We start from the raw sequence: 22,755 nt of genomic DNA, 5'->3' as shown, positions 1-22,755 counted from the left end.
ATGCCGACGACGCGACGGCCCCTCGTGACCATCGTGGCGGACGCCGACGACACCGGCGCCAGGGCCACCGCGCAGGCGGTGGCCCTGGCCGCCGGGTGCGGCACGCGTCACACCGTGTGGCTGGTGCCCACCGACGCCCTGGCCCGGGGGCGCTGGCACCACACCGTCGACCCCGACGGCACCCCGCGCACCCACGTCGAGCCCTGGCCGCACCGCCGATCGCTGGCCGACGACCAGGTCGGCGTCGTGTGGTTCCGGTCGCGGTGCCCCGCAGTCACGCCGAGCCACGGCGCCGGAACCGCCGCCGACCGGGCGTACGCGGCGACCGAGCTGGCCGCGCTGTTCAGCAGTTGGCTGCTGGGCCTGGGTGACCGGGTGGTCACCCGGCCCGAGGGCACCAGCCCGGCGGGGGCCGCGTGGGATGCCACGGTGTGGCGCGCCCTGGCCGCCGCCCGGGGCGCGGCCGTGTCCACCGATCCCGCGAGCCGGCGGGTGCTCGTGGCCGGCGACCGAGTCGTGGGCGCGGCCACGGACGCCGAGGCGACCCTCGCGCGCGACCTCGCTGAGCAGGCCGCGTCACGCTGCTTCGAGCTGACGCTCGACGCCCACGGGCGCGTCGTGGACGCCGGCGTCACCCCCGCCCTGACGGGGCCGGGGCACGTGGCGGCGGCGGCGGGCCTGCTGCTCCGACTGGCCGCCCGGGGGGTGGCGGCATGATCTGCTTCCACGGCTATGGCGACGACCCGGCGCTGGCCCGCGCCGTGGCGGCGGCCGAGCGGGCCGGCGTCCACCACGTGGTCGTCGACCAACAGCAGCTCACCGGCGTCGAATTCGAGCTCGCCGACGACGGCACCCACGGCCAGGTGCGCCTGCCGGGCCGGCGCGTCGCCCTGACCGACCTGACCGGGTGCTATGCCCGCCCGCTGGCCCCCCTACCGTCCCCGGACGCCGCGACCGCGGCCCGCGAGGCCGAGCTCGCCGGCCGGATGGTCGCGTGGCTGGACGCCGCCCCGATCACCGTGTTGAACCGGCCCCGCGCCATGCACTCCAACGGCAGCAAGCCGTACCAGGCCCAGCTGATCGCGGCGGCGGGGTTCGCCGTGCCCCGTACCCTGGTGACGACCGACCCCGACGCCGTGCGGGCGTTCGTCGCCGAGGTCGGCCCGGTGGTGTTCAAGTCGGTCAGCGGGGTGCGGTCGGTGGTCCGGGTGCTGGACGAGGCGGCGGCCGAGCGGCTGGAGCAGGTGCGCCACCTGCCCACCCAGTTCCAAGCGCGCGTGCCGGGCGTGGACGTCCGCGTGCACGTCGTGGGTGAGCGCTGCTTCGCGACCCGCATCGAGAGCCCGGCCGTCGACTACCGCTACGCCGAACGGGACGGCCTGACCGCCGAGCTGACGGCCTGCGAGCTGTCGGACGAGCTCGCCGAGCGCTGCGTGCGCCTGGCCGCCGCGTTGGGCCTCGTCCTCGCCGGCATCGACCTCAAGCTGGCCCCGGAGGGTCACGCGACCTGCTTCGAGGTCAACCCCATGCCCGGTTACAGTTTCTTCGAGGCGCACACCGGGCAACCGATCAGCGAGGCCATCGTGCAGCACCTCGCTGACGTCCCGGCCCTGGTCTGATGCGGCGCCCAACCCGGGAGGATCGATGACAGCTCCGATCGAGAACCGCACCCGCCTCCGCGGCACCGTGCTCGGGCGACGGCCGCACCCCGACGTGGCGCGCTGGGACGTCCTCACCCTCGACGCCGCCGCGGCCGAGCCCGTCGACGGCTGGACGGATCTCCTGAGCGGTGCGCGCGGGCAGGTCGAGGTCAACGTCGACGCGTCCGACCTGCCCGAGGGCGATCTCGTGGGCTGGATCTTCGTGGGCGTCGTGCGGGTCGTGGGGAGCGGTGCGATCGCCGCGCTGCCCGCGGCGGCTCCCGGCGCGTCGACCACGCTCTCGCCACCGGACGGACCAATTCTCCACTGATCGGTCGCCCCGAGCACAGCAAGTGAAAATGTAAGCCTTTCTGAGGCCGGGGCGGTGCTGTTAGCGTCAGCAGGATCATCCCGCCGGTGAAGGATTCCTGCTGTGCCCCTGCTGCGTCCGGTCGCCCTCGTCCTGGCCACCGTGGCGAGCCTCACGCTCGCCACCTCCACCGCCGCGGCGGCGCCCGCGACCACCCACCCCAGCGCCCCCGCGGACACCGTCACCTTCACCTGGGGAGCCAAGAACGAGCTCACGGTCACCGTGCCCACCCGCAGCACCGACGGGTGCACCGACGTCGTCACCGTTGAGATCCACCCCGCAGGCGGCGGCGACCCCGTCGTGGCCCAGCCGGTCGACACCGACCCGCGCGCGACCGCCTTCACCGGCGCTGTCGGGGCGTGGACGGGCCGGGAGCCGGCCTACGTGGCGGTCGATCGCGCGGCGACGTGCGGCACATCCCACGGCACCCACCCGGGCGCGGCTGCCGAACGCCCCGGCCCGTGGTGGTTCGGTGGCCTGGACGCCAACCCGCGCCTGTCCTCGGCCAAGCTGGCCTGCCCGTCGGGCCTCGAACGGTCGCCGATCCTGCAGACACACGCCGCCTCCCACTTCCACGACTACGTCCTCCCCACGGTCGACCCCCACACGCCGATGCTGGTCGACCACGGCGAGCTGGGCGTCGCCGTGGAGAGTTCCACGAGCCGTGACGGATGGAGTGTCACGCTCGCCACGGCACCCCCCAAGGATTTCTGCGGCAACACTGTTCGCGGGCCTGACCCGTACGTGCCGCCGGCCACCAGCGCCTTCATCGACGTCCGCGCACCGCAGCAGTTCGCCAAGGAGATCGCCTGGATGGCCTCGGCCGGCATCTCGACGGGGTACCGATCCGGCAGCAGCGCGCGCTACCTCCCCCTGGAACCGGTGGAGCGCGGCGCGATGGCCGCCTTCCTCTACCGCGCCGCGGGCAGCCCGGCCTTCACCCCACCGGCCGCGACGCCGTTCGCCGACGTCGCCCCGAACCACCCCTTCTATCGCGAGATCACCTGGCTGTACGCCGAGGGCATCTCCACCGGCTGGGTCGAGAACCGTCGTCGGACCTTCCGCCCCGACGCCTCGATCAAGCGGGACGCCATGGCCGTCTTTCTCTACCGCTGGGCCGGCCGTCCGGCGTTCGACGTGCCGGTGCGCTCCCCGTTCACCGACCTGTCACCCCGCCAGGACTTCTACGCGGAGATGACGTGGCTGGCGTCCACCGGCGTCTCCACGGGCTGGGCCGAGGCCAACGGCACCAGCATGTTCCGCGCCCTGGAGCCCATCCGGCGCGACGCCATGGCGGCCTTCCTCTTCCGCGTCAACGCTCGCTGAACCGTCCAACGACGGACGCGGGCCGCCCAGTGTTCGCGCGACCGCGACGCCTCACCCCCGCAACTCATCGTCGACCCGCCCCGCGGTGACAGCGAGGGCTGAGAACAGCGCCGGCACCTCGCTGGGCGGCCAGCCGGCCAGCCCGCACGAGGGGGTCAGCACGATCCGCTCGGCGGCCACCGGCCCCAGTTCGAGCGGTCGCAGCACCTGCAGCACCCGGCGCGTGAGGGCGTCCGCCGCGGGCGCGACCGGCGGATGCGTCGGCGCGCAGCCGAGCCACAGGTCATGCCCGGCCTCGAGGTGGGGGGCGACGGCGTCCCACGTCGCCGGCGTCAGGTGATTCTGGTCGAGGGCGACGCCGCTGAAACCGGCCCCGCCCGCGCCGAGCACCAGCTCCACGTCGAGACCGGGGGCGCAGCAGTGCAGCACGTCGCCCCCCACCTCGCGCAGCAGCTCGGCGGCCTCGGACCGTTCGACGGACCGGTGGCGGAAGTAGCCCCCCTCCGTGGGCACGGCACCGGCGAGCACGGCCGGCAGCGAGGGCTCGTCCACCTGCAGCACGACCGCCACGCCGGGCAGGCGCCGCTCGATGTCGGCCCGCAGGTCCGCCACACCGGCCGCGAGGGCCTGGGCCACGTCGCGGCGCGCCACCCGATCCCCCAACACCCGCCCGCCGTGGGGCAGCAGCACGGACGCGGCCAGCGTCCACGGCCCCGCGACGGCCACCTTGAGGGGGCCGGTCAGCCCCTGGGCGTTCTCCTCCAGCAGGTCGAGGTCGTCGCGCAGCGCGGCCCGCGCGCGGCGCAGGTCGAGACCGGGCGCTGCGGTGAGGTGCCACGCGCCGGCGACCACGTCGGCGCCGAGGCCGACCGCGATCCCGAGACCCCGCCCGATCATGCCCGCCCACGGCCCACGCGCGGGGAACTCCGGCAGCCACGGCACGCTCACGGACTCCAGCGCGAGCCGGACGCCCGCACCCACATCCACCCCGGGCAGCGACCCGATCGCCGAGGTGCGCATCAGGCCGCCGCCGCGATCGTGGCGGCGCCCACGACGAGATCCCCGTCGTACGTGACGGCGGCCTGGCCGGGAGCGATGCCGAAGGCAGGCTCGTCCAACGTGATCCGGACGCGGTCGGCGTCCGCCTCGATGGTGGCGGCCATGGGCTCGCCGTGCGCGCGCACCTGCACCAGGCCGCGCCACGCGCCCAGCCGGGGCTCGGCCACCGCCCACGTGGGGCGGATGGCCTCGATGTGAGCCACGGCCAGCGCGTCGTGCGGCCCCACGGTGACGGTGTTGGTCACCGGGCTGATGCCCAGCACGTAGCGCGGACGCCCGTCGGGCGCCGGTGTGCCGAGGCGCAGGCCCTTGCGCTGGCCGACGGTGAACTGGTGGTGGCCGTCGTGGCCGCCGACGACCGCGCCGGCGGTGTCAACGATCTGCCCGGGTCGCTCCCCGAGCTCGCGCCGCAGGAATCCGGCGGTGTCGCCGTCGGCGATGAAACAGATGTCGTGGCTGTCGGGCTTCGCGGCCACGCGCAGCCCCAGCGCGGCGGCCTCGGCCCGCACGTCGGCCTTCACCGACCCGTACAGCGGGAACAACGACCGGGCGAGCTGCGCCTGGGTGAGGACGCCGAGCACGTAGCTCTGGTCCTTCGCGGCGTCGGCGGCCCGGTACAGGCGAGTCTCACCACCGGTCGTCTCGAGGCGGGCGTAGTGCCCGGTGGCCACGGCGTCGAAGCCCAGCGCCAGCCCGCGGTCGAGGACGGCGGCGAACTTGATGCGCTCGTTGCAGCGCAGGCAGGGGTTCGGCGTCCGTCCCGCCGCGTACTCGGCGACGAAGTCGGCCACGACGTCGGCGGCGAAGCGCTCCGAGAGGTCCCAGACGTGAAAGGGGATGCCGAGGGTGTCGGCGACCCGCAGCGCGTCGTTGCTGTCCTCCAGCGAGCAGCAGCCCCGGGCGCCGGAGCGATACGTCTGCGGATTGCGGTTCAGGGCCAGGTGGACGCCGGTCACCTCGTGCCCGTCCCCCACGAGACGCGCCGCCGCCACGGAGCTGTCCACCCCGCCCGACATCGCCACCAGTACCTTCACGGTCAGCCAGTGTAGGGACGCCCCGAAGCCGCGCCGCGCTCAGCCCGCGGCGGCGCGGGCGCGGGGAACGAGGTCGCCCAGCGCGGCGAGCAGAGCGGTGACGTCATCGGCCGTGGTCGACGGGCCGAAGGAGAAGCGGAGCGAGGCGGCGGCGTCCGCCTCGGAACGTCCCATGGCCAACAGCACGTCGCTGGGTTGGTGGACGCCGGCCGCGCACGCCGAGCCGGTGGAGCAGTCGAAGCCCTCGGCGTCCAGGAGCAGGAGCAGGTCGTCGGCCCGGCAGCCGGTGACAGTGGCATGGCAGATGGCCGGGCTCACCCGATCCCCACCGTTGACCACGACGCCGTCCAGCGCGGTCAGGCCTCCCACGAGGTCGGCGCGCAGCCGGCCCAGGCGCTCGGCCTCGCCCTGTTGCTCGGCCACCGCCTCCGCCGCCGCCGCCGCGAACCCGGCGGCCAGCGCGACCGGGACGGTTCCCGAGCGCAGTCGCGCCTCCTGGCCCCCGCCGAACGTCACCGGTGCCAGGCGGACGCCGCGCCGCACCACGAGCGCCCCGACGCCGACCGGCCCGCCGATCTTGTGGGCCGAGAGACTCATCGCGTCCAACCCCGACGCCGCGAACACCAGCGGCACGTGGCCCAGCGCCTGCACCGCATCGCTGTGCACCAGCGCTCCGGCGCGGCGTCCGGCGGCCAGGACGGCGTCCAGTGGCTGGAGCGTGCCGGTCTCGTTGTTCACCGCCACGACGGAGACGACGGCCACCGAGGCGTCGAGGGTGGCCAGCGCGCGGGGAGTCACGACGCCGTCGGCGTCCACCGCGAGCCAGTGCGCGCGGTCTGCGCCCAGGGACGCCACGGCCTGCGCCACCGCCGGATGCTCCACCGTGCTGGCCGCCACGCGCGGCCGCCCCAGGGCGGCGCCCGCCGCGGCGCCGCCGAGCACCGCGAGGTTGTCGGCCTCGGTGCCGCCGGAGGTGAACACCACCTCGGTCGGGTGGGCGCCCACCGCGTCGGCGAGCTGCTCGCGGGCGTCCTCGAGCCGCGCACGGGCGCGTCGGCCGGACGCGTGGGTCGAGCTGGGGTTGCCGACGAGCGATGCCGCCGCGGCCCACGCCGCCTCGGCAACCGGCCGCAGGGGGGCGGTCGCGGCGTGATCGAGGTGGCGGCGCATGAGGGGCAGCCTACGGTGCGGCCAGGGCACCGACGTTTCGCTGTGCGGCCCTCCTTTGGCACTATGGATGCCCCGCCCCCGGTCTCCCGCCGAACCGTCGAACCGTCGAAAGAAGTCCATGTCGCGGCCCACGCTGCCCCGCCCGGTCGATTCCGGCACCCTTGGTGCGCACGTCAACGCCGAGGGAACCCGATTCAGCCTGTGGGCACCCCGCGCCCACCGGGTCGAGCTCGTGCTCGTGGACGACCGGCTCCGCCAGGCCAACCTCGATCTCGAGCACGCCGACGACGGCGTGTGGAGCACGTTCGTGCCCGGTGTCGGCGACGGCCAGCGCTACGGCTACCGGGTCCACGGCCCGTGGAGCCCAGAAGACGGCGAGCGCTTCAACCCGGCCAAGCTGCTCCTCGACCCCTACGCCCGCGCGATCACCGGCGGCGTCGACTACTCCGGGCCGATCCTCGACCACACCGCCGAATCCGACTACCTGCCCGACCCGACCGACTCGTTCGGTGCGGTGCCGCTGAGTGTGGTCGTGGCGCCCTCGCCCGCCCCGACGCCGCTGGAGCGGCCCCTGCGCCCCGACGAGCTCGTGGTCTACGAGACCCACCTGAAGGGCTTCACGCAGCTGCACCCCGCCGTCCCCGAGCACCTGCGCGGCACGTACGCCGGGTTCGCCTACCCCGCCGTCGTCGCGCACCTGGTGGAGCTGGGCGTCACCGCCGTGGAGTTCCTGCCGCTGCACCACTTCGTCTCCGAGCCGTTCGCCGTCGGACGCGGGCTGGTGAACTACTGGGGCTACAACACGCTGGGGTTCTTCGCCCCCCACGGCCAGTACTCGAGCTCCGGCACGCTGGGCCAGCAGGTCGCCGAGTTCAAGCAGATGGTCTCCGCCCTGCACGGGGCGGGCATCGCGGTGATCCTCGACGTGGTGTACAACCACACCGCCGAGGGTGGCCACGAGGGGCCGACGCTGTCGTTCCGCGGCATCGACCACGCCGGCTACTACCGCCTCACCGACGACCTGCGCAATGACTACGACGTCACCGGCTGCGGCAATGCCGTCGACACCTCGGTGGGCGGGGTGCTCGACCTGGTGCACGACTCGCTGCGGTACTGGGTGACCGAGATGGGCGTGGACGGCTTCCGGTTCGACCTCTGCACCACGCTGATCCGCGACGAGCTGCACCACGTGCGTCAGGACCACGCGTTCAAGCAGACGTTGGCCGACGACCCGGTCTTCGCCGACACGATCATGCTGTCCGAGCCGTGGGACCTCGGCCCGTACGGCTACCAGGTCGGCCGCTGGGGGCGCGGCTGGGGCGAGTGGAACGACCGGTTCCGCGGCTTCACCCGCGACTTCTGGCGCGGAGCCGTCGGTGGCGTCGAGGAACTCGCCACCCGGCTCGCCGGCTCCGCCGACATCTTCGACCACGACGGACGCCCCGGCACCAGCAGCGTCAACTTCGTGACGGCCCACGACGGCTTCACGATGCGCGACGTGGTCACCTACGACCTCAAGCACAACGAGGCCAACGGCGAGCGCAACCGCGACGGCACCGACGACAACCGCTCGTGGAACCACGGCTACGAGGGCGAGACCGACGACCGCGCGATCATCGCCGCGCGGCACCGCACCGCCCGCAACCTGATGGCCACCCTGGTGCTGAGCGTCGGCACGCCGATGGTGCTGGCCGGTGACGAGATGGGCCGCACCCAGGGCGGCAACAACAACGCGTACTGCCAAGACACCCCGGTCTCGTGGGTGAACTGGCGCTCGGCCGGTGAGTGGGCCGACCAGACCGAGCTGACGGCGACCCTGCTGCGGCTGCGCGCAGCGCACCCGGTGCTGCGCCCGGCGGCGTTCCGCCGGCGCAGTGAGGTGACCGACGCCGAGGGCCACGGCCTGGGCCGGTGGGAGTCGGCCTGGTTCTCCGAACACGGCACGGAGATGTCCATCGAGCAGTGGCACGACCATGGCCGGCGCTGCCTCGGCATGTATGTGAGCGACGCCCACGAGGCGTTCTTCATCTTCTTCCACGCCGGCCACGAGCCCGTCCCGGTGACGCTCCCGGGCGCACCGTGGGCGTCCGGCTATCGCGTGGAGGCCCACACCGGCGAGCCGGGAGAGCTGCCGACGACCCGCCTCTCCCCGGGCCGCACCGTCGAGGTGCCGGGCCGCACCGTGGTCGTCTTCAACGCCACCGTGCCCCGCCGCGCCCGCCGCGCCACGCGAGCCGGCTGAGCTGGGCCCGGACGCGGCCGCGGCTGCGCGCGGACAGGTGGGTGCAGTAGTTTGGCCCCTGTGACGCAGACCCCTCAGCCCCAGCCCGCACCGGCTCGCGCCGGCTCCCCGAAGGCCGCTCACCCCGGGCGTGTCGCTGTCGACCTGACCCCCACCCGCACCGTCCCCCGCGGGTTCGGCCGCATCCCGGTGACGAAGGTGTCCCCCGTCATCGAGGGGGGTGCCTACCCCGCCAAGGCGGTGGTCGGCGAGGCCGTCCCCATCCGCGCCAAGGTGTTCCGCGAGGGCCACGACGCCGTCAACGCCTCGGTGGTGCTCACCGACCCGGACGGCAACGAGACCCGCCACCCCATGAAGCCCGTGGCGCCCCGCGGCCTCGATCCGTGGGAGGCCTGGGTGCGCTTCGACACCGAGGGGCCCTGGACGTTCCGCGTCGAGGGCTGGTCGGACCCGTGGGGAACGTGGCTGCACAACGCCGAGACCAAGCTGCCCGCCGGCGTGGACGTCGAGCTGGTGTGCCTCGAGGGCCGCGACCTGATGGAGCGCACCGCCCGGGCCGCCGAGCAGGCCGGGGAACCGGTGGAGGCGTCCATCCTGCGGGCCACCGCCCAGCTCATGATTCCCCAGCGACCCGTCGCGGACCTGCTGGACGTCGCCGCGGGCTCCGGCCTCGCCCGCGCCATGGAACTGCACGGGCCGCGTGAGCTCGTCTCCCCCACCGCCGACTTCCCGGTGTTCGTCGATCGCAAGCGGGCCCTGTTCTCCTCGTGGTATGAGTTCTTCCCCCGCTCGGAGGGAGCGACGTGGGATGCCGACAGCGGTACGTGGACCTCGGGCACCTTCGACAGCTGCCACGCCCGCCTCGAAGAAATCGCCGCGATGGGGTTCGACGTCGTGTATTTCCCGCCCATCCACCCCATCGGTGAGGCGTTCAGGAAGGGCAGGAACAACACCCTCGAACCCACGGACGTCGACCCGGGCTCGCCCTGGGCGGTCGGTGGCGCGGCGGGGGGCCACGACGCGATCCACCCCGACCTCGGCGACTTCGAGAGCTTCGACCGCCTCGTGGCGAAGGCGAACGAGCTGGGCCTCGAGATCGCCCTCGACTTCGCCCTGCAGGCCTCGCCCGACCACCCGTGGGTGACGGAGCACCCCGAGTGGTTCACCACACGGCTGGACGGCACGATCGCGTACGCGGAGAACCCGCCGAAGAAGTACCAGGACATCTACCCCATCAACTTCGACAACGACCCCGAGGGCATCTACAACGAGGTCCTGCGGATCCTGAAGCTGTGGATGGGCCACGGCGTCCGGATCTTCCGCGTCGACAACCCGCACACCAAGCCGGTCGAGTTCTGGGGTTGGGTGTTCGAACAGATCCGGGCCACCGACCCCGATGTGCTGTTCTTCGCGGAAGCCTTCACCAAGCCCGAGATGATGCACGCCCTCGGCAAGGTCGGGTTCCACATGAGCTACACCTACTTCACCTGGCGCGTGACGAAGGAGGAGCTCGAGGAGTATCTCGGTGAGCTGAGCCGGGACATGGACGCCTTCTACCGGCCCAACTTCTTCGTCAACACCCCCGACATCAACCCGTTCCACCTGCAGACGGGCAACCCGGCGATCTTCGCCATCCGGGCCATCCTCGCCGCCACGCTGTCCCCGTCGTGGGGTGTGTACTCCGGCTTCGAGCTCTTCGAGCACGCCGCGCTCGCGCCCGGGCGCGAGGAGTACCTCGACTCGGAGAAGTTCGAGTACCGCCCGCGCGACTACGCGGCCGAGCCGAACCTCAACATGCTCCTGGGGACGCTCAACGCCATTCGGCGGGCCCACCCCGCGCTGCAGCAGCTGCGGCAGATCGACTTCCACTTCGCGCCCCACGAACGGCTGCTCGTGTTCAGCAAGACCGACGGCGACGACCGGGTCATCGTGCTCGTCTCGCTGGACCCGGACAACACCGTGGAGTCGGAGGTGCAGCTCGACCTGACGACGCTGGGTCTGGCGGCCGACGCGCCGTTGCGCGTCCGCGACGAGCTCACCGGGGCGACGTTCACCTGGGGGGCGCGCAACTACGTGCGCCTGACGCCGGCGCAGCCGGCCCACATCCTGGCCGTGCTCTGAGCACCGCCCGTCGGAGAGGAACCATGACCGCGCTTCACGACGCCTGGACCGCCCACCTCGAGACCGTCCGCTGGTTCGGCGGCAAGGGCTCGGGAGCACGGGTGGTCCACCTCGAGCCGCTGGCGTGGTGGACGCCGCCGGACGCCGACCCCGCCGTCCGCAGCGAGATCGCCACGCTGGAGGATCCCCGGGGCCGCACGGAGCACTACCAGTTCCTCGTCGCCCACCACGGCGGGGCCGCTCCCGACGGTGCGACCGTGCTGGGCGCCGACCCCGACACCGGGGCGGCCATCACCGACGCGACGACCGACCTCGTCGCGCTGGCCGCGTTCGTGGCCGCCACGGCCCCCGACTTCGCGGGTGTGCCCGTCGGCGTGTGGGCCGGGGAACAGTCCAACACCACGCTCACGCTCGGCGACACCGACCTGTACAAGCTGTTCCGCAAGGTCGAGCCCGGGCCGAACCTCGACACCGAGGTGCTGGTCGCGCTCAGCGGCGGGGCCGTGCCGGAGGTCCGCCACCGCCTCGTCGGTGACTGGCCGGCCGGCACCCTCACCGACCTCGGGAACATCTGCGAGCGCATCGCGGGCGCCACGGATGGCTGGGTGCTCGCCACCCGCGCCTGCGCCGACGAGCGGGACTTCGCCGACGAGGCCCATGCCCTGGGCGTCGCCCTGCGGGCGGTCCACGAGCAGTTGCGCGACGCGTTCGGTGAGCAGACGGCCTCCGGGGACGCGCTGGCCGACGTCATGGCGCACCGTCTCGCAGCGGCGCTCGACCAGGCACCGGCGCTCACCGACCATGCCGACGCCTTGCGCGCACGCTTCGACGCGCTGCGCGGCAGCGAACTGCACACGCAGCGCGTCCACGGCGACTTCCACCTCGGGCAGACGCTGGCCAGCCCCGCCGGCTGGACGATCATCGACTTCGAGGGCGAACCGGCGAAGACCGCGGCCGAGCGTCGCGCCTTCGACTCGGTGTGGCGCGACGTGGCCGGCATGACCCGGTCCTTCGACTACGCCCGCTCCGCCCACGCCAACCCGTCCGGGCCAGGTGCCACACGATGGGCAGATCGGGCCCGGGAGGGGTTCCTCCAGGGCTACTGTGAGGGCACCACCCAGGCGGCGGTGCTCACGGCGTACGAGACGGACAAGGCGGTCTACGAAGTGCTGTACGAACTGCGCAATCGACCCGACTGGGTCGGCATCCCCCTGCGCGCCGTCCGCGACACGGGCTCCGGCCACCACCCGGCCACCCACCACCCGAGCACGACCGACCAGAGCAACACTGAGCACAGCAACACCGAGCAGAGCAAGGAGCGATGATGGCGCACGATCCCTTCGGCGGATTGACCGGCCGGGACCTGGAGGGGTTCCACAACGGCGGCGACACGGAGCTCTGGAGGCGGCTCGGCGCGCACGTCGTGACGCTCCACGACGACGAGCGCGGTGAGGTCACCGGCACGCGTTTCGCCGTGTGGGCGCCGAACGCGCGCGAGGTGCGCATCAACGCGGACTTCAACTGGTGGACCGGCGATGCCATGCAGCTCGTGCCCGGCTCCGGCGTGTGGTCGCTGTTCGTCGAGGGCGTCGGTGAGGGGACGCTGTACAAATACAACATCCTCGGTGCCGACGGTCAGTGGCACGAGAAGGTCGACCCGATGGCGTTCTTCGCCGAACAGGCGCCGGCGAACTCCTCCATCGTCTACGCCTCCCGATTCGGGTGGGGTGACGACGCCTGGATGGACGAGCGTCGTGCGAAGAACCAGCAGCACGAGCCGATGAGCATCTACGAGGTGCACCTGGGCGGCTGGCGCAAGGGCAAGACGTACCTGGAGCTCGCCGAGGAACTCGTGGAGTACGTCCAGTGGCAGGGCTTCACCCACGTGGAGTTCCTGCCGGTCACCGAGCACCCGTTCGAGCCCAGCTGGGGCTACCAGGTGACGAACTACTTCGCGCCGCAGAGCCGCCTCGGCAAGCCCGACGAGTTCCGCTACCTGGTCGACCGGCTCCACCAGGCGGGCATCGGCGTCATCCTCGACTGGGTGCCCGGCCACTTCCCCAAGGACGCCTGGGCGCTCGGCCGCTTCGACGGCACCGCCCTGTACGAGCACGCCGACCCGCGCCAGGGCGAGCACAAGGACTGGGGCACCTACATCTTCAACTACGGCCGCAACGAGGTGAAGAGCTTCCTGGTCTCCAACGCGCTCTACTGGGTGCAGGAGTTCCACATCGACGCCCTGCGGGTCGACGCCGTGGCGTCCATGCTGTACCTCGACTACAGCCGCGAGGCCGACGAGTGGGTGCCGAACGAGTTCGGCGGCAACCACAACCTCGACGCCATCGACTTCCTGCGCTACACCAACCGCCACCTGTACGAGCGCGTCCCGGGCGTCCAGCTGATCGCCGAGGAGTCCACGAGCTTCGGCGGCGTCACCCAGCCCACCAACCTCGGCGGCCTCGGCTTCGGCTTCAAGTGGAACATGGGCTGGATGAACGACTCGCTGCGCTACCTGGCGCTCGAGCCGATCTACCGGCAGTGGCACCACCACGAGATGACGTTCGCCATGGTCTACCAGTACAGCGAGAACTTCATCCTGCCGATCAGCCACGACGAGGTCGTCCACGGCAAGGGCTCCATGATCAACAAGATCCCCCAGGACGCCTGGCGGCAGTTCGCCACGCTGCGCGCCTTCTACTCCTACATGTGGGGCTTCCCCGGCAAGCAGCTGCTGTTCATGGGCCAGGAGTTCGGCCAGCGCAGCGAGTTCAACGAGGCCGTCAGTCTCGAGTGGTGGGTCTCGGATCTGTGGGGTCACAAGGGGCTGCAGCGCCTCATCAAGGACCTCAACGAGGTCTACGTCAGCCACCCGGCCCTGTGGAAGCTGGACGCCGACCCCGCCGGTTTCCAGTGGATCAACGCCGACGACGCGGGCCGCAACACCTACAGCTGGATCCGGCGCGACGGCGAGGGCCAGCAGATCGCGGTCATCGTGAACTTCAGCTCGGAGCCCTGGTACGACTACGAGATCGGCCTGCCGGAGCTCGGCTGCTGGACGGAGATCCACAACTCCGACGCGACCGTCTACGACGGCTCGGGCATCGGCAACATGGGCGGCGTGGTCGCCACCGAGGGCCAGTGGGACGGCTTCCCGGCCGCCGCGCGCGTGCAGGTCCCCCCGTTCGGCGCGCTGTTCCTGCGCTACGACGGGCCGGCCGAGGAGGACGGCGAGGGTGGCGAGGCCGACGAGGCCGGCGAGGCGCCGGTCATCGAGACCACCACCCCGGTCGCGGACTCGGTCGACGGCAGCACCGGCGAGGTGTCGGAGGTCGACGCGCTGGCCGAGTCCGGCCCGCAGACGCCGACCCACAACGCCGACGTCGAGGCCTCCGAGTAGGTGGAGCCACCCGAGTTCGCCGTCTGGCTCCTGCGCGAGGGTTCCGAGGGGATCCTCACGTGGGAGCCGACCGATGACCTGGCGAGCCTCGAGCGCGGCCTGGCGAAGGCCGTCCACGAGGCCTTCGGCGTGGGCCAGTTGCACCGGCTGAGCGCCCGGGTCGACCCGTCGGACGCCGTCGCGCGGCGCGCGCTGCACCGGCAGGGGTTCCGCTACGAGGGCTTGCTGCGCGGCGCACAGCCCCTGCCCGGCGACACGTTCGGCGACCTGCGGCTCTATGCGCGGCTCGTCACCGACGTGACGGACGGACGCGAGGGCTTCACGTCGGTGATGAACACGGTGACGCCGCGCAAGCGGCTGATCGCGCACGCCCTCGTCACCGACGTGGCCGGCCGCGTGCTGCTCTGCGAGACGTCGTTCAAGCCCGACTGGGAGCTGCCGGGCGGCATCGTCGAACCGCGGGAGTCCCCCGCCGACGGGTTGGTCCGCGAGATGACCGAGGAGATGGGCTGGGCGCCGGCCGTCCAGCGGCCGCTGGTCGTCGACTGGCTGCGCCCCTACCTCGGCTGGGACGACGCGGTCGAGTTGGTGTTCGCGACACAGCAGGTGTCGGACGCCGACCGCGCCCGCCTCGCCCCGGACGGCCTCGAGATTCTCGGCCTGCACTGGGTGGAGCCGGAGGAATTCGTCGCGCGCATGACGCCCTTCGGTGCCGCGCGGGCCTCCTCCGCCCTGCGGGCGCTCGCCGAGGGCGTCACGCTGTACACCGAGGGCGGCCGCACGACACCCCACCGGTGACGCTGACCAGCACCGGCGTCGGGGGCCCCCGCGGCCGTCCCGCTGCGATACCCTGATGCCACCGGCGGTGCAGGAGGGGCCGGGGCTCGCATGCCGTCGCCCGATGTCCTGAAGGAGTGTCACGTCGGCCACACACGTGGCTCGGGGGGAGCGATGGCGATGAAAATCCTGCACGTGGCCGAGAGCTTCGGCGGGGGCGTCGTCACGGCGCTCGGCGAGTACGTCCGGTCCTCCCCGGAGCACGAGCACTGGTTGCTCCGCGGCCGCAGGAACGAGGTGGACGCCGCCGTGCTCTCCCTGTTCGAGGGGACGGTGACGCTGCGTGAGGGTGCGCGGTTCGCGGTGCCCCAGATCCGTCGGGTGGTCGCCGAACTCGCGCCCGACGTGCTGCACGCGCACTCGAGCTTCGCCGGCGCCTATGTGCGGGCCGCGGTGTCGGCGCGGCGGGTACCGATCGTCTACACGCCCCACTGCTTCGGGTTCGAACGCAAGGACGTCTCGGCCCTGCACCGGGTGGCCTACCACGTCATCGAACGTGCCCTCGCCCTCAACACCACGGTCATCGCCGGCTGTTCGCCCTACGAGGCCGAGATCGGCCGCGCCTGGCTGACGGATCGCCGGGCCTTCTACGTCCCCAACATCGCCCGGGTCGACGAGGTCCGCGACCAGCCGGCGTCCCCCGATCCCGCGCTGCCCCAGGTGGTGGGGGTGGGGAGGCTGTGCCCCCAGAAGGATCCTGCGTGGTTCCTCGACGTGGTGCAGCACCTGTCTGCGGAGGTGGCCCCCGTGTGGGTCGGGGGTGGCGACGCCGATCAGGAGGCAGCGCTGGTGGCTGCGGGCGTGCGGGTCACGGGATGGACGGACCGCGCGACGGCGCTCGGGGTGGTCCGGGAGTCGGCGTGCTTCGTGCTCTCCTCGCAATGGGAGGGGTTCCCGATGGCCGTCCTGGAGGCATCCGGCCTCGGGGTCCCCGTCGTGGCCCGCGAGCTCGCCTGCCTGCCCGACACACCGGCTGAGGTCACGGCGCACTCACCCGAGGAGGCTGCCGAGCAGGTGTCGGCGATCCTCGGCGATCCGTCGGTCGCCGACGACAACGTCCGTGTCTGGACCAGGTACCTGCGCGAGAACACGCCGTCGGTGCAGCGCGAGCGGTTGCTGGCCTGCTACGAGCGGGCGGCCAGTCGGAAGGCGCGCGCTCGCCGGCACCCGTCGACGGCCCCGCGTTAGCAGGTGCTCCACTCCCGGCGCAGATCCGTGTTGCGGATCGTGATGTTCTCATACACGACGCCCGAGACCCGTTCGGCCTCGCAGATCTCGCCCAGCACGCGCCCGGCATGGTCACCCACCGCATCCACCACGACGTTCGCCACGCGCACGTCGGCAACGGGCTCCCCCGCGTTGCCGGCGTAGACGAGCACCGCACCCTGCGGCAGATCCGCCCGCTGGTTCGCCTGCTCGATGACCGCGCCGTCCACGACGACGTGGGACGTGCCGCGGGTGTCGTTGGGCGGGCCCTCCGAGGCGAAGTAGAGGGCGGCACCCGCCGACCGTCGAATGGTCACGTCACGAAAGACGATGTCTCGTCCGCCCACCACCGTCATGCCCCTGCCCCAGCGCTGACCGTCCACGCTCGCGGCGGTGACGGTGACGTTCTCCACCAGGGGTTGGTCGCGGTACGTCACGACCGAGATCCCGTCATCCCCGGAGTTCGTGACGGCCACCCCCGTCACGGAACCGTCGCGGGACCCGTCGGTCATGTAGAGGCCGTCGGCGCGGCTGTTCGCGATGCTGACGTCGCGGATGACGAAGCGGGCCGTGCCGCCCACGTAGATGCCGGCCGCGGCCGACCCCTCGATCGTGGTGTGCTCCACCGTCGCATCGGTGACGTCCAGCAGGGCCAGCTTCATGTGCGGCAGATCGGTGAGACGACGGGGCGCCTCGGTCCGGAACACCACCCCTGAGACGGTGACACCGTCGGCCCGCACCTGGACGGAGGATCGCTCGGGGTCGGTGGCGACCAGGGCGCCGCCACCGGTCAGGACGGTGCCGGCCACCCTCACCTCCAGCACGTCGGAGTGGAGATAGGTGGCACCCTCGCGCAGGCACACGGTTCCGTGCTCCGGCACGCGGTCGAACGACTCCTGCAACGCAGGCGTGTCGTCCGCCCGCCCGTCCCCCACGGCGCCATGGTCTTCCGGCCTCACCACGGCCGTCCCCGAGCAGGAGGTGCCAGCGGACGGCTGCCCGCTCGGCTCGGCGGATGATCGGGACGCCGAGCCGGCGACGAAGCCGACCGCGCCGCCGACCACCACGAGGAGGAGCACGCCCACGGCAGCGCGCACCCACCGGAGGATGGGGACACGCCCCTCGTGCGCGCTCACGGCATCGGGGCCCGGGACGCGAAGCGGAGCAGCAGCGGCCCCATCCGCGACGGCAGGATGGCCGCCAGCCACTCCGCGTCCTCGACCTCGAGGGGGCGCAGGACCAGCAGACTGACGGCGAGCCCCACCGCGACCACCACGGCAGCCACCAGCAGCCCCACGACGGGCGACATCCCCACCACCAGGTAATGGGCAACGATCCCCGTCGTGGTGCAGGCGGCGAGAAGGCGGACCCAGCCCCAGGTGAGGAACCGCAACCTGCCGTGCGCGTGCCACGTGTACCCCACCAGCAATACCGCCATGAGGAACTGGCTGACGAGTTTGGCGGCCACCGCCCCGGCCGCGCCGAAGTGAGGGGCGAGGACGATGGCGACCGCGATGCCCACGGCGCCGCTGAAGGCCCCGGTCACGAGCACCGGACGCAGCATGCCGCGTCCCGTCCAGTAGTCACTGCACAGCTGCCAGGCGGGGACCGCGAGAAGGCCGAGGGCCGAGAGGACCGTCAGCTCCCCGGCCCGCCGGAACTGCTCGCCGTAGACGATGACCACCGCGTCCAACCCCAGCGCCGCGACGCCGAGGGCCATGACGACCCCACCCTGCAGCATGACGCGCAGCGCTCGCGCGAGATTGTCCCGCAGCCGGTCGAGGTGACCGGCCGCCGCCGCCCGGGCGATCTCGGGCATCACCGCCGACGTCAACGCGGCCGGAATCGAGACGGCCACGGTCACCAGCATGAAGGCGATGGAGTACATGGCGATCTCATCCTTGCTGCTGAACCAGTCGAGAACCAGGAACTCCGACCGTTGCACCGCCACCTGGGCGATCAGCTGGGAGAGCGCCGCCATGCCGTAGAAGGGCCAGAATCGTGCCGTGGGACGGTAGGAGCGGGCACGCGGGATGCCCCGGCTGGCCCGGCGCAGGGTCCAGGCGAGCCAGAGCGAGGCGACGATGTTGGCCGCGAAGATCCACTCGATGCCTCCGCCGAGCAGGATCGCCCCGATGGCGAGGACGGCCGCGGCCAACTGCGAGACGAGCCGCCGCTGCCCGATGGCCTTCCACCCGCGCGCGGCCACGATGATCGCGCCCCACGCCCAGCCTGCCGACGTGGCGAGGATCGACACCGCAGCCAGGCCCCACGAGAGCTCGCCGTCGTGGCGGAGCAGCGAGTAGCCGAAGAGGAGCAGCCCTCCGAAGGCACCGACGACGAGGTGGAAGCGGATGGTCCACCACGACATCGCGATCTGCCCGGCCTCGTCCTCGGCCCCGTACCGATCGCCGAGCGCTCGGATGCAACTCGTGGTGGCGGACTGCACGATGACGGCGAACAGCGCGGCCTCCATGTAGGCGATGAGGCTCTGCAGACCCAACCGTTCGGCACCCAACATGCGCCCTGCCACGACCGACAGCGCGGCGGTGCCGAGGAAGGGGACGAACTGGGAAGCCGCGTACCACAGGCCACCCACGAAGGCCGCGCGCCTCCTGCCCGCGGGCGGTGTCGGCGTCACGGGCGGCCCCCGTAGCGCCAACCCTCCACGATGCCGACCACGAAGCTTGCCTGGCTCTTCGCGCGGACGGTCCGCCGCAGGGCGAGCATGATCGGGACCGCCAGCAGCTTGCGCCCCATGAGGGCGAGGAGCGCCGGGATGGACAGCCGGTGCCTTCTCACCAGATAGCCCTGCCCCCGACCGTAGAGCCGCATCTTCCGCACGTAGCTCGGGTCAGGTTCGTCAGCGGGGTCGGGCTGGACGACCCGGATGCTGGGGTCGTAGGCGATCTCGCCGCCGGCCTGGAGGATGCGCAGCAGGAGGTCCGACTCCTCCCCCGCGCCCACGTAGCCGCCCGATCCCGTGCCGATGTCCTCGGCGAAGCCACCGACCACGTCGAGGACGTCCCTGCGGATGAACATGGTGCTCGCGATGGCCGTCCTCGTCCAGTTGTCCCTGGTCAGCGGGGTGGGGTGGCGCAGCCAGCGGAGCATGGAGTCACGGCCGTCGGCGGTGACCTGGCGACCGGTCACGGCGGCCAGGGTGGGCCGCGCCTCCAGCAGCGCGAGCACCGTGGCCAGGGCGTCGGGCGCATAGGTGATGTTGTCGTCCGGGAACGCGACGATCCGGCCACGCGCCAGGGCGAGCGCTGCGTTCCTGCCGCGGGACACCCCTAGGGGCGAGGTGGTGTACCTCACGTCGATGCCCGGCGTGGCCACGGCCTTCAGACGTTCCGACGCCGCCCTCCCGGCGCTCTGGTCGGCGAGCACGACCTCCACCCGCGCGTCTCCCCGCCCGCGGCGCACGCTGTCGAGCAGAGCTGCGAGGTCATCGTCGCGACCGATGGTCGAGATCGCCAGCGTGATGTCGGGCCCGGACGCGTCCCGTCGGCTCCCGTTGCTCATCGGCCCTCGATCACGTGGCCGAACGCGTGGGCGCGCCAGACCCAGCGCGCCAGCGCGTCGCGTGACCCCTCGTGGGACGCCAGCGGGAGGGTGACGCCCGCCCGGCGCACCACACCGCAGGCCGCGTAGGTGGGCAGGATCGCGAGGTTGACCGGCGTCCGCCCGGTCAACAGGCGTGCCCGCAGACGGAGGCGTCCCACCCTCGTGAGGTCGTCCGCGTCCGGCATCAGCACCACCGGATGGGTTGCGGCGTCGGGGGGCAGGTCGGGCAGACTCGCGCCGCCGAGCACGACGGTCACCCGGATGTCGCCCACCGGTTCTCCGAGTTCGTCAGCAGCGCCGAGCGCCCGCCTCACCTGGGCCGCGAGCAACGGTCGGCGCAGCGCCCCGACCAGGCGGACCACACCCCGCGATCCCCGCAGCAGCGACACGTCAGCCATGGTTCACCGCCTGCACCGTTTCGGACGCGACGTCGTCCCACGTCCGGCCCGTGGGCGGCAGCGGGCCGGCGACCCGCGGCTGGCGCAGGAGCCTGACCATCTCGGGGACCCAGGCCCGGGGATCGTAGGAGTCCACGTGGGGGACGTGGGCACCGCTCACCTCCTCGAGCGCCTCGTCGTCGGAGGTGATCAAAGGGGCGCCGTGGGCCAGCGCCTCGGCGGCCGGCAGCCCGAAACCCTCCAGCAGAGCAGGGCAGCACACCACGTTCGCGTGGAGGTAACACCAGCGGAGCTCAGCCTCGGACACGAACCCCAGCTGCACCGCCTTGCCCTCGCGCGTGAGCGCATCGAGGGCGTCGGCGTCGTGTGCCACCCCCCAGTCGGGAGGCCCGGCGATCGCCAGCACCGCGTCGGGCACCTGGTCCGCCACCTCGCGCATCGCGCGCACGATGAGCCCGAGGTTCTTGCGGGGCGACGGATCGCCGACCACCAGCGCGAAGGGTCGCCCCTGCAGCGCGGCCACGGGGGCCACCGGGTCGGCGTCGTCGGGGCGGTGGGCGGCCAACGGAACAACCACGGTCTTCTCCAGGGCCGACGGGACGTAGGCGGCAGCCCGCCGGGCCGTCGCGGCGCTGACCGCAACGACGGAATCCGCGGCCGACAACGCCGCAAGGTAGGGGACACGCAGCAGCGTCCGCTTCGCCCACGGGAAGTCTCCGGGACGGTCGAAGGGCAACATGTCGTGGCAGGTCAACACCTGTCGCTGGCCCCTCACGCGCCGCGGCAGGAGGTGCTTCGTGCCGTGCACCACGTCGAATCCCCCCAGGCGGCGCGACAGCAGCTGGGTCTCGTACGCCGACAGCACGGGGACGGGTGCGTTCGGCACGGTGAGCACGTGGCGAGGGCCGCCCAGGAGGTCGGCGAAGAAATCCACCGCCTCGGCTCTCGCGACGACCGAGTAGTCGAGGTCGTCCCGCCGGGCCATCGCCCGCGAGAACTCCACCACGTAGCGGATCATCCCCCCGCCCGTGCCCGAGGCCGGGACGTGGGTGGCCAGCGTGACCCAGCGCAACCTCATGCGACAACTCCTTCTCTGGGGGCAACAGCACGGAACGGGGCGGGGGTGTTGCGTCGGACGCGGTCGGCCAGCAGCCCGAGAACCAGCAGCCCGGCAGCAGCGGGAAAGGCCCGGCCCTGGCAGATCCACAGGTAGCGGGGCAGCTCGACGATGGTGAGGACCAAGAGGGGGTAGGACAGCGTGGCCGTCATGCCGGAGGTGGCGCGCGCGTGGAGGCGTCCGATCACCAGGCCGGCCACGAGGAAGAAGAGCACGCCTCCGACGGGCCCCAGGTCGAGGAACGGGAGCCCGACACCACCGGGGTTGTTGAACTCGGGGTTCCCGTGGTGCACGAGGAGGAGCCGATACGCCTCCGACTCCGGATCGACTCCGGTGAGGAGCGGGTAGAGCCCCACCTGCGACACCCCCGGAAGCTGCCACACGAACTCGAGGAGACTGTAGGGCACGGGCGGGTGGGGCCCGTGGGCGAGGTAGATGGCGGAGTTGTTGTAGGCGGTGACGTAGTAGGCGGCGAAGCGTTCCACGATGAAGGTACCGAAGTCGACGTCCCGCACCGTGGAGTAGTACTGCCACGACCGTCCGAACTCGAACAGGGCGAAGATGCCGAACACCCCTGGGACGAGCGCCAGGGGCGCGAGGCTGAGGACCCGGCGTTCGCGGGAGCGCGGCCGGCTCGTCAAGCAGAGCACGACGAGGGCGGGAATGACGACCTCCAGGGTCGCGAGCCGTTCGGCGTTGAGCGCGGCACGCACCAGCGACAGCACGATGAGCGCCACGATGCCGCCGAGGAGCACCCGGCGCCGTGAGGTGCGCAGCGACGCCGTCCGAAGGAGGTAGGTGGCCACGACGACGTTGGCGATGCCGAATTGGGTCAGCGTGGTGACCCCCGGCACCGTGGGCACCTTCTCACCTCCGCGCTGACCCGTGAGCGCCTCCAGGGTCAGCATGCCGCTCGCAGCAGCGGAGGCGAGCAGGAACACATTGCCGAGCAGGGCGAGCACGAGGAAGACCACCGCGCCCCGGTGGAGCAGGGTGGTGACGTCGCCCCCGGCCGGCGCCCGCACGGTGCCAGCCGCCCTCACCTGCGCCACCAGCACCCCCGCGATGCACGCCAGCAGCCCCGTCGCCATCAGTGCCACGAGCGACGGTTCCAGCACCCGGGGCGTGCCCCACAGACGCCGGTAGTCCTGGTCGCTGAACATGATGGACAGGGCCAAGGTGAGCCCGGGCAACCCCAGGAGCAGCACCGCGGGGTGCAGCCACCACACCGTTCCTCGTCCGTCCACGTCCGAGGTGGGCCCCATCGTCAC

18 protein-coding genes and 1 pseudogene are annotated in these 22,755 nt (G+C 72.3%); 10 read left to right on the top strand and 9 right to left on the bottom strand.

Features of this window, described 5'->3' with window-relative positions; genetic code table 11:
* The 4 genes from IFY26_RS04475 (at nucleotide 1) to IFY26_RS04460 (ending at nucleotide 3,336) form a co-directional block, all read left to right on the top strand.
* Nucleotides 1–717 carry a hypothetical protein gene (locus tag IFY26_RS04475; protein WP_232547791.1) on the top strand — a complete coding sequence of 239 codons (717 nt, stop codon included), beginning with the start codon at nucleotides 1–3 and terminating at the stop codon, nucleotides 715–717.
* The gene (locus IFY26_RS04470; RefSeq protein WP_232547790.1) at nucleotides 714–1,619 is read left to right on the top strand and encodes an ATP-grasp domain-containing protein; all 906 of its coding nucleotides are present in this window, start codon (nucleotides 714–716) and stop codon (nucleotides 1,617–1,619) included. The genes IFY26_RS04475 and IFY26_RS04470 overlap by 4 nt, the downstream gene beginning before the upstream one ends.
* Nucleotides 1,620–1,644: 25 nt before the next feature.
* A complete protein-coding gene (locus IFY26_RS04465) occupies nucleotides 1,645–1,971 on the top strand; it encodes a hypothetical protein (protein WP_232547789.1) in 327 nt (108 codons plus the stop codon).
* 102 nt (nucleotides 1,972–2,073) lie between these two features.
* Entirely contained in the window at nucleotides 2,074–3,336 is a 1,263-nt protein-coding gene (locus IFY26_RS04460; protein WP_232547788.1) for an S-layer homology domain-containing protein, read from the top strand.
* 51 nt (nucleotides 3,337–3,387) lie between these two features.
* Here IFY26_RS04460 and IFY26_RS04455 read toward each other — a convergent pair whose 3' ends face one another.
* From IFY26_RS04455 to IFY26_RS04445, 3 genes are read right to left on the bottom strand one after another with little or no spacing between them, the layout of a single operon-like run.
* Entirely contained in the window at nucleotides 3,388–4,356 is a 969-nt protein-coding gene (locus tag IFY26_RS04455) for a uroporphyrinogen decarboxylase/cobalamine-independent methonine synthase family protein (protein WP_232547787.1), read from the bottom strand.
* Nucleotides 4,356–5,429, bottom strand: coding sequence for a tRNA 2-thiouridine(34) synthase MnmA (gene mnmA / locus IFY26_RS04450; RefSeq protein ID WP_332836144.1), 1,074 nt, complete (start codon nucleotides 5,427–5,429; stop codon nucleotides 4,356–4,358). Before mnmA ends, IFY26_RS04455 begins: the two co-directional genes overlap by 1 nt.
* 39 nt (nucleotides 5,430–5,468) lie before the next feature.
* The gene (locus tag IFY26_RS04445) at nucleotides 5,469–6,599 is read right to left on the bottom strand and encodes a cysteine desulfurase family protein (protein WP_232547786.1); all 1,131 of its coding nucleotides are present in this window, start codon (nucleotides 6,597–6,599) and stop codon (nucleotides 5,469–5,471) included.
* Between the two features lie 118 nt (nucleotides 6,600–6,717).
* Between IFY26_RS04445 and glgX the strand changes: the two genes are divergently transcribed.
* The 6 genes and pseudogenes from glgX to IFY26_RS04415 all read left to right on the top strand — a co-directional run bounded on the left by glgX (nucleotide 6,718) and on the right by IFY26_RS04415 (nucleotide 16,384).
* Nucleotides 6,718–8,841, top strand: coding sequence for a glycogen debranching protein GlgX (glgX, locus tag IFY26_RS04440; protein ID WP_232547785.1), 2,124 nt, complete (start codon nucleotides 6,718–6,720; stop codon nucleotides 8,839–8,841).
* Between the two features lie 60 nt (nucleotides 8,842–8,901).
* A complete protein-coding gene (locus IFY26_RS04435; RefSeq protein WP_416046548.1) occupies nucleotides 8,902–10,962 on the top strand; it encodes a maltotransferase domain-containing protein in 2,061 nt (686 codons plus the stop codon).
* A 23-nt stretch (nucleotides 10,963–10,985) separates the two neighbouring features.
* The gene (locus IFY26_RS04430) at nucleotides 10,986–12,287 is read left to right on the top strand and encodes a maltokinase N-terminal cap-like domain-containing protein (protein ID WP_232547784.1); all 1,302 of its coding nucleotides are present in this window, start codon (nucleotides 10,986–10,988) and stop codon (nucleotides 12,285–12,287) included.
* Nucleotides 12,287–14,179, top strand: a pseudogene (gene glgB, locus IFY26_RS04425) (1,4-alpha-glucan branching protein GlgB); the annotation flags it as partial. The gene IFY26_RS04430 and the pseudogene glgB, both read left to right, overlap by 1 nt.
* A 180-nt stretch (nucleotides 14,180–14,359) precedes the next feature.
* Nucleotides 14,360–15,157, top strand: a complete 798-nt coding sequence (locus IFY26_RS18090; RefSeq protein ID WP_232547782.1) for an NUDIX hydrolase — start codon at nucleotides 14,360–14,362, stop codon at nucleotides 15,155–15,157.
* 159 nt (nucleotides 15,158–15,316) lie between these two features.
* Nucleotides 15,317–16,384, top strand: coding sequence for a glycosyltransferase (locus IFY26_RS04415; protein ID WP_232547781.1), 1,068 nt, complete (start codon nucleotides 15,317–15,319; stop codon nucleotides 16,382–16,384).
* Here IFY26_RS04415 and IFY26_RS04410 read toward each other — a convergent pair.
* From IFY26_RS04410 to IFY26_RS04385, 6 genes are read right to left on the bottom strand one after another with little or no spacing between them, the layout of a single operon-like run.
* On the bottom strand, nucleotides 16,381–17,499 hold the full coding sequence (locus IFY26_RS04410; protein WP_232547780.1) for a right-handed parallel beta-helix repeat-containing protein: 1,119 nt from the start codon (nucleotides 17,497–17,499) through the stop codon (nucleotides 16,381–16,383). The genes IFY26_RS04415 and IFY26_RS04410 overlap by 4 nt on opposite strands.
* 35 nt (nucleotides 17,500–17,534) lie before the next feature.
* On the bottom strand, nucleotides 17,535–19,001 hold the full coding sequence (locus tag IFY26_RS04405; protein ID WP_232547779.1) for a lipopolysaccharide biosynthesis protein: 1,467 nt from the start codon (nucleotides 18,999–19,001) through the stop codon (nucleotides 17,535–17,537).
* A 38-nt stretch (nucleotides 19,002–19,039) separates the two neighbouring features.
* On the bottom strand, nucleotides 19,040–19,927 hold the full coding sequence (locus IFY26_RS04400) for a glycosyltransferase family 2 protein (RefSeq protein ID WP_232547778.1): 888 nt from the start codon (nucleotides 19,925–19,927) through the stop codon (nucleotides 19,040–19,042).
* Entirely contained in the window at nucleotides 19,924–20,367 is a 444-nt protein-coding gene (locus tag IFY26_RS04395) for a hypothetical protein (RefSeq protein WP_232547777.1), read from the bottom strand. The genes IFY26_RS04400 and IFY26_RS04395 overlap by 4 nt, the downstream gene beginning before the upstream one ends.
* Nucleotides 20,360–21,445, bottom strand: a complete 1,086-nt coding sequence (locus IFY26_RS04390; RefSeq protein ID WP_232547776.1) for a glycosyltransferase family 4 protein — start codon at nucleotides 21,443–21,445, stop codon at nucleotides 20,360–20,362. Before IFY26_RS04390 ends, IFY26_RS04395 begins: the two co-directional genes overlap by 8 nt.
* A complete protein-coding gene (locus IFY26_RS04385) occupies nucleotides 21,442–22,755 on the bottom strand; it encodes an O-antigen polymerase (RefSeq protein ID WP_232547775.1) in 1,314 nt (437 codons plus the stop codon). Before IFY26_RS04385 ends, IFY26_RS04390 begins: the two co-directional genes overlap by 4 nt.

It is taken from the genome of Propioniciclava soli, from assembly GCF_014858005.1.
Taxonomy (GTDB): Bacteria; Actinomycetota; Actinomycetes; order Propionibacteriales; family Propionibacteriaceae; genus Propioniciclava; species Propioniciclava soli.
Note: the sequence above shows the minus strand (reverse complement) of the source record. Positions and strands in the feature narration are given on the sequence as shown.

What these genes read in the sequence shown, in the direction of transcription:
- IFY26_RS04395 (WP_232547777.1), bottom strand. Translation starts at nt 20,367, where the DNA reads ATGGCTGACGTGTCGCTGCTGCGGGGATCGCGGGGTGTGGTCCGCCTG.
- IFY26_RS04390 (WP_232547776.1), bottom strand. Translation starts at nt 21,445, where the DNA reads ATGAGGTTGCGCTGGGTCACGCTGGCCACCCACGTCCCGGCCTCGGGC.
- glgX (WP_232547785.1), top strand. Translation starts at nt 6,718, where the DNA reads ATGTCGCGGCCCACGCTGCCCCGCCCGGTCGATTCCGGCACCCTTGGT.
- IFY26_RS04470 (WP_232547790.1), top strand. Translation starts at nt 714, where the DNA reads ATGATCTGCTTCCACGGCTATGGCGACGACCCGGCGCTGGCCCGCGCC.
- IFY26_RS04415 (WP_232547781.1), top strand. Translation starts at nt 15,317, where the DNA reads ATGAAAATCCTGCACGTGGCCGAGAGCTTCGGCGGGGGCGTCGTCACG.
- IFY26_RS04430 (WP_232547784.1), top strand. Translation starts at nt 10,986, where the DNA reads ATGACCGCGCTTCACGACGCCTGGACCGCCCACCTCGAGACCGTCCGC.
- IFY26_RS04465 (WP_232547789.1), top strand. Translation starts at nt 1,645, where the DNA reads ATGACAGCTCCGATCGAGAACCGCACCCGCCTCCGCGGCACCGTGCTC.
- IFY26_RS04400 (WP_232547778.1), bottom strand. Translation starts at nt 19,927, where the DNA reads ATGAGCAACGGGAGCCGACGGGACGCGTCCGGGCCCGACATCACGCTG.
- IFY26_RS04445 (WP_232547786.1), bottom strand. Translation starts at nt 6,599, where the DNA reads ATGCGCCGCCACCTCGATCACGCCGCGACCGCCCCCCTGCGGCCGGTT.
- IFY26_RS04475 (WP_232547791.1), top strand. Translation starts at nt 1, where the DNA reads ATGCCGACGACGCGACGGCCCCTCGTGACCATCGTGGCGGACGCCGAC.
- IFY26_RS04455 (WP_232547787.1), bottom strand. Translation starts at nt 4,356, where the DNA reads ATGCGCACCTCGGCGATCGGGTCGCTGCCCGGGGTGGATGTGGGTGCG.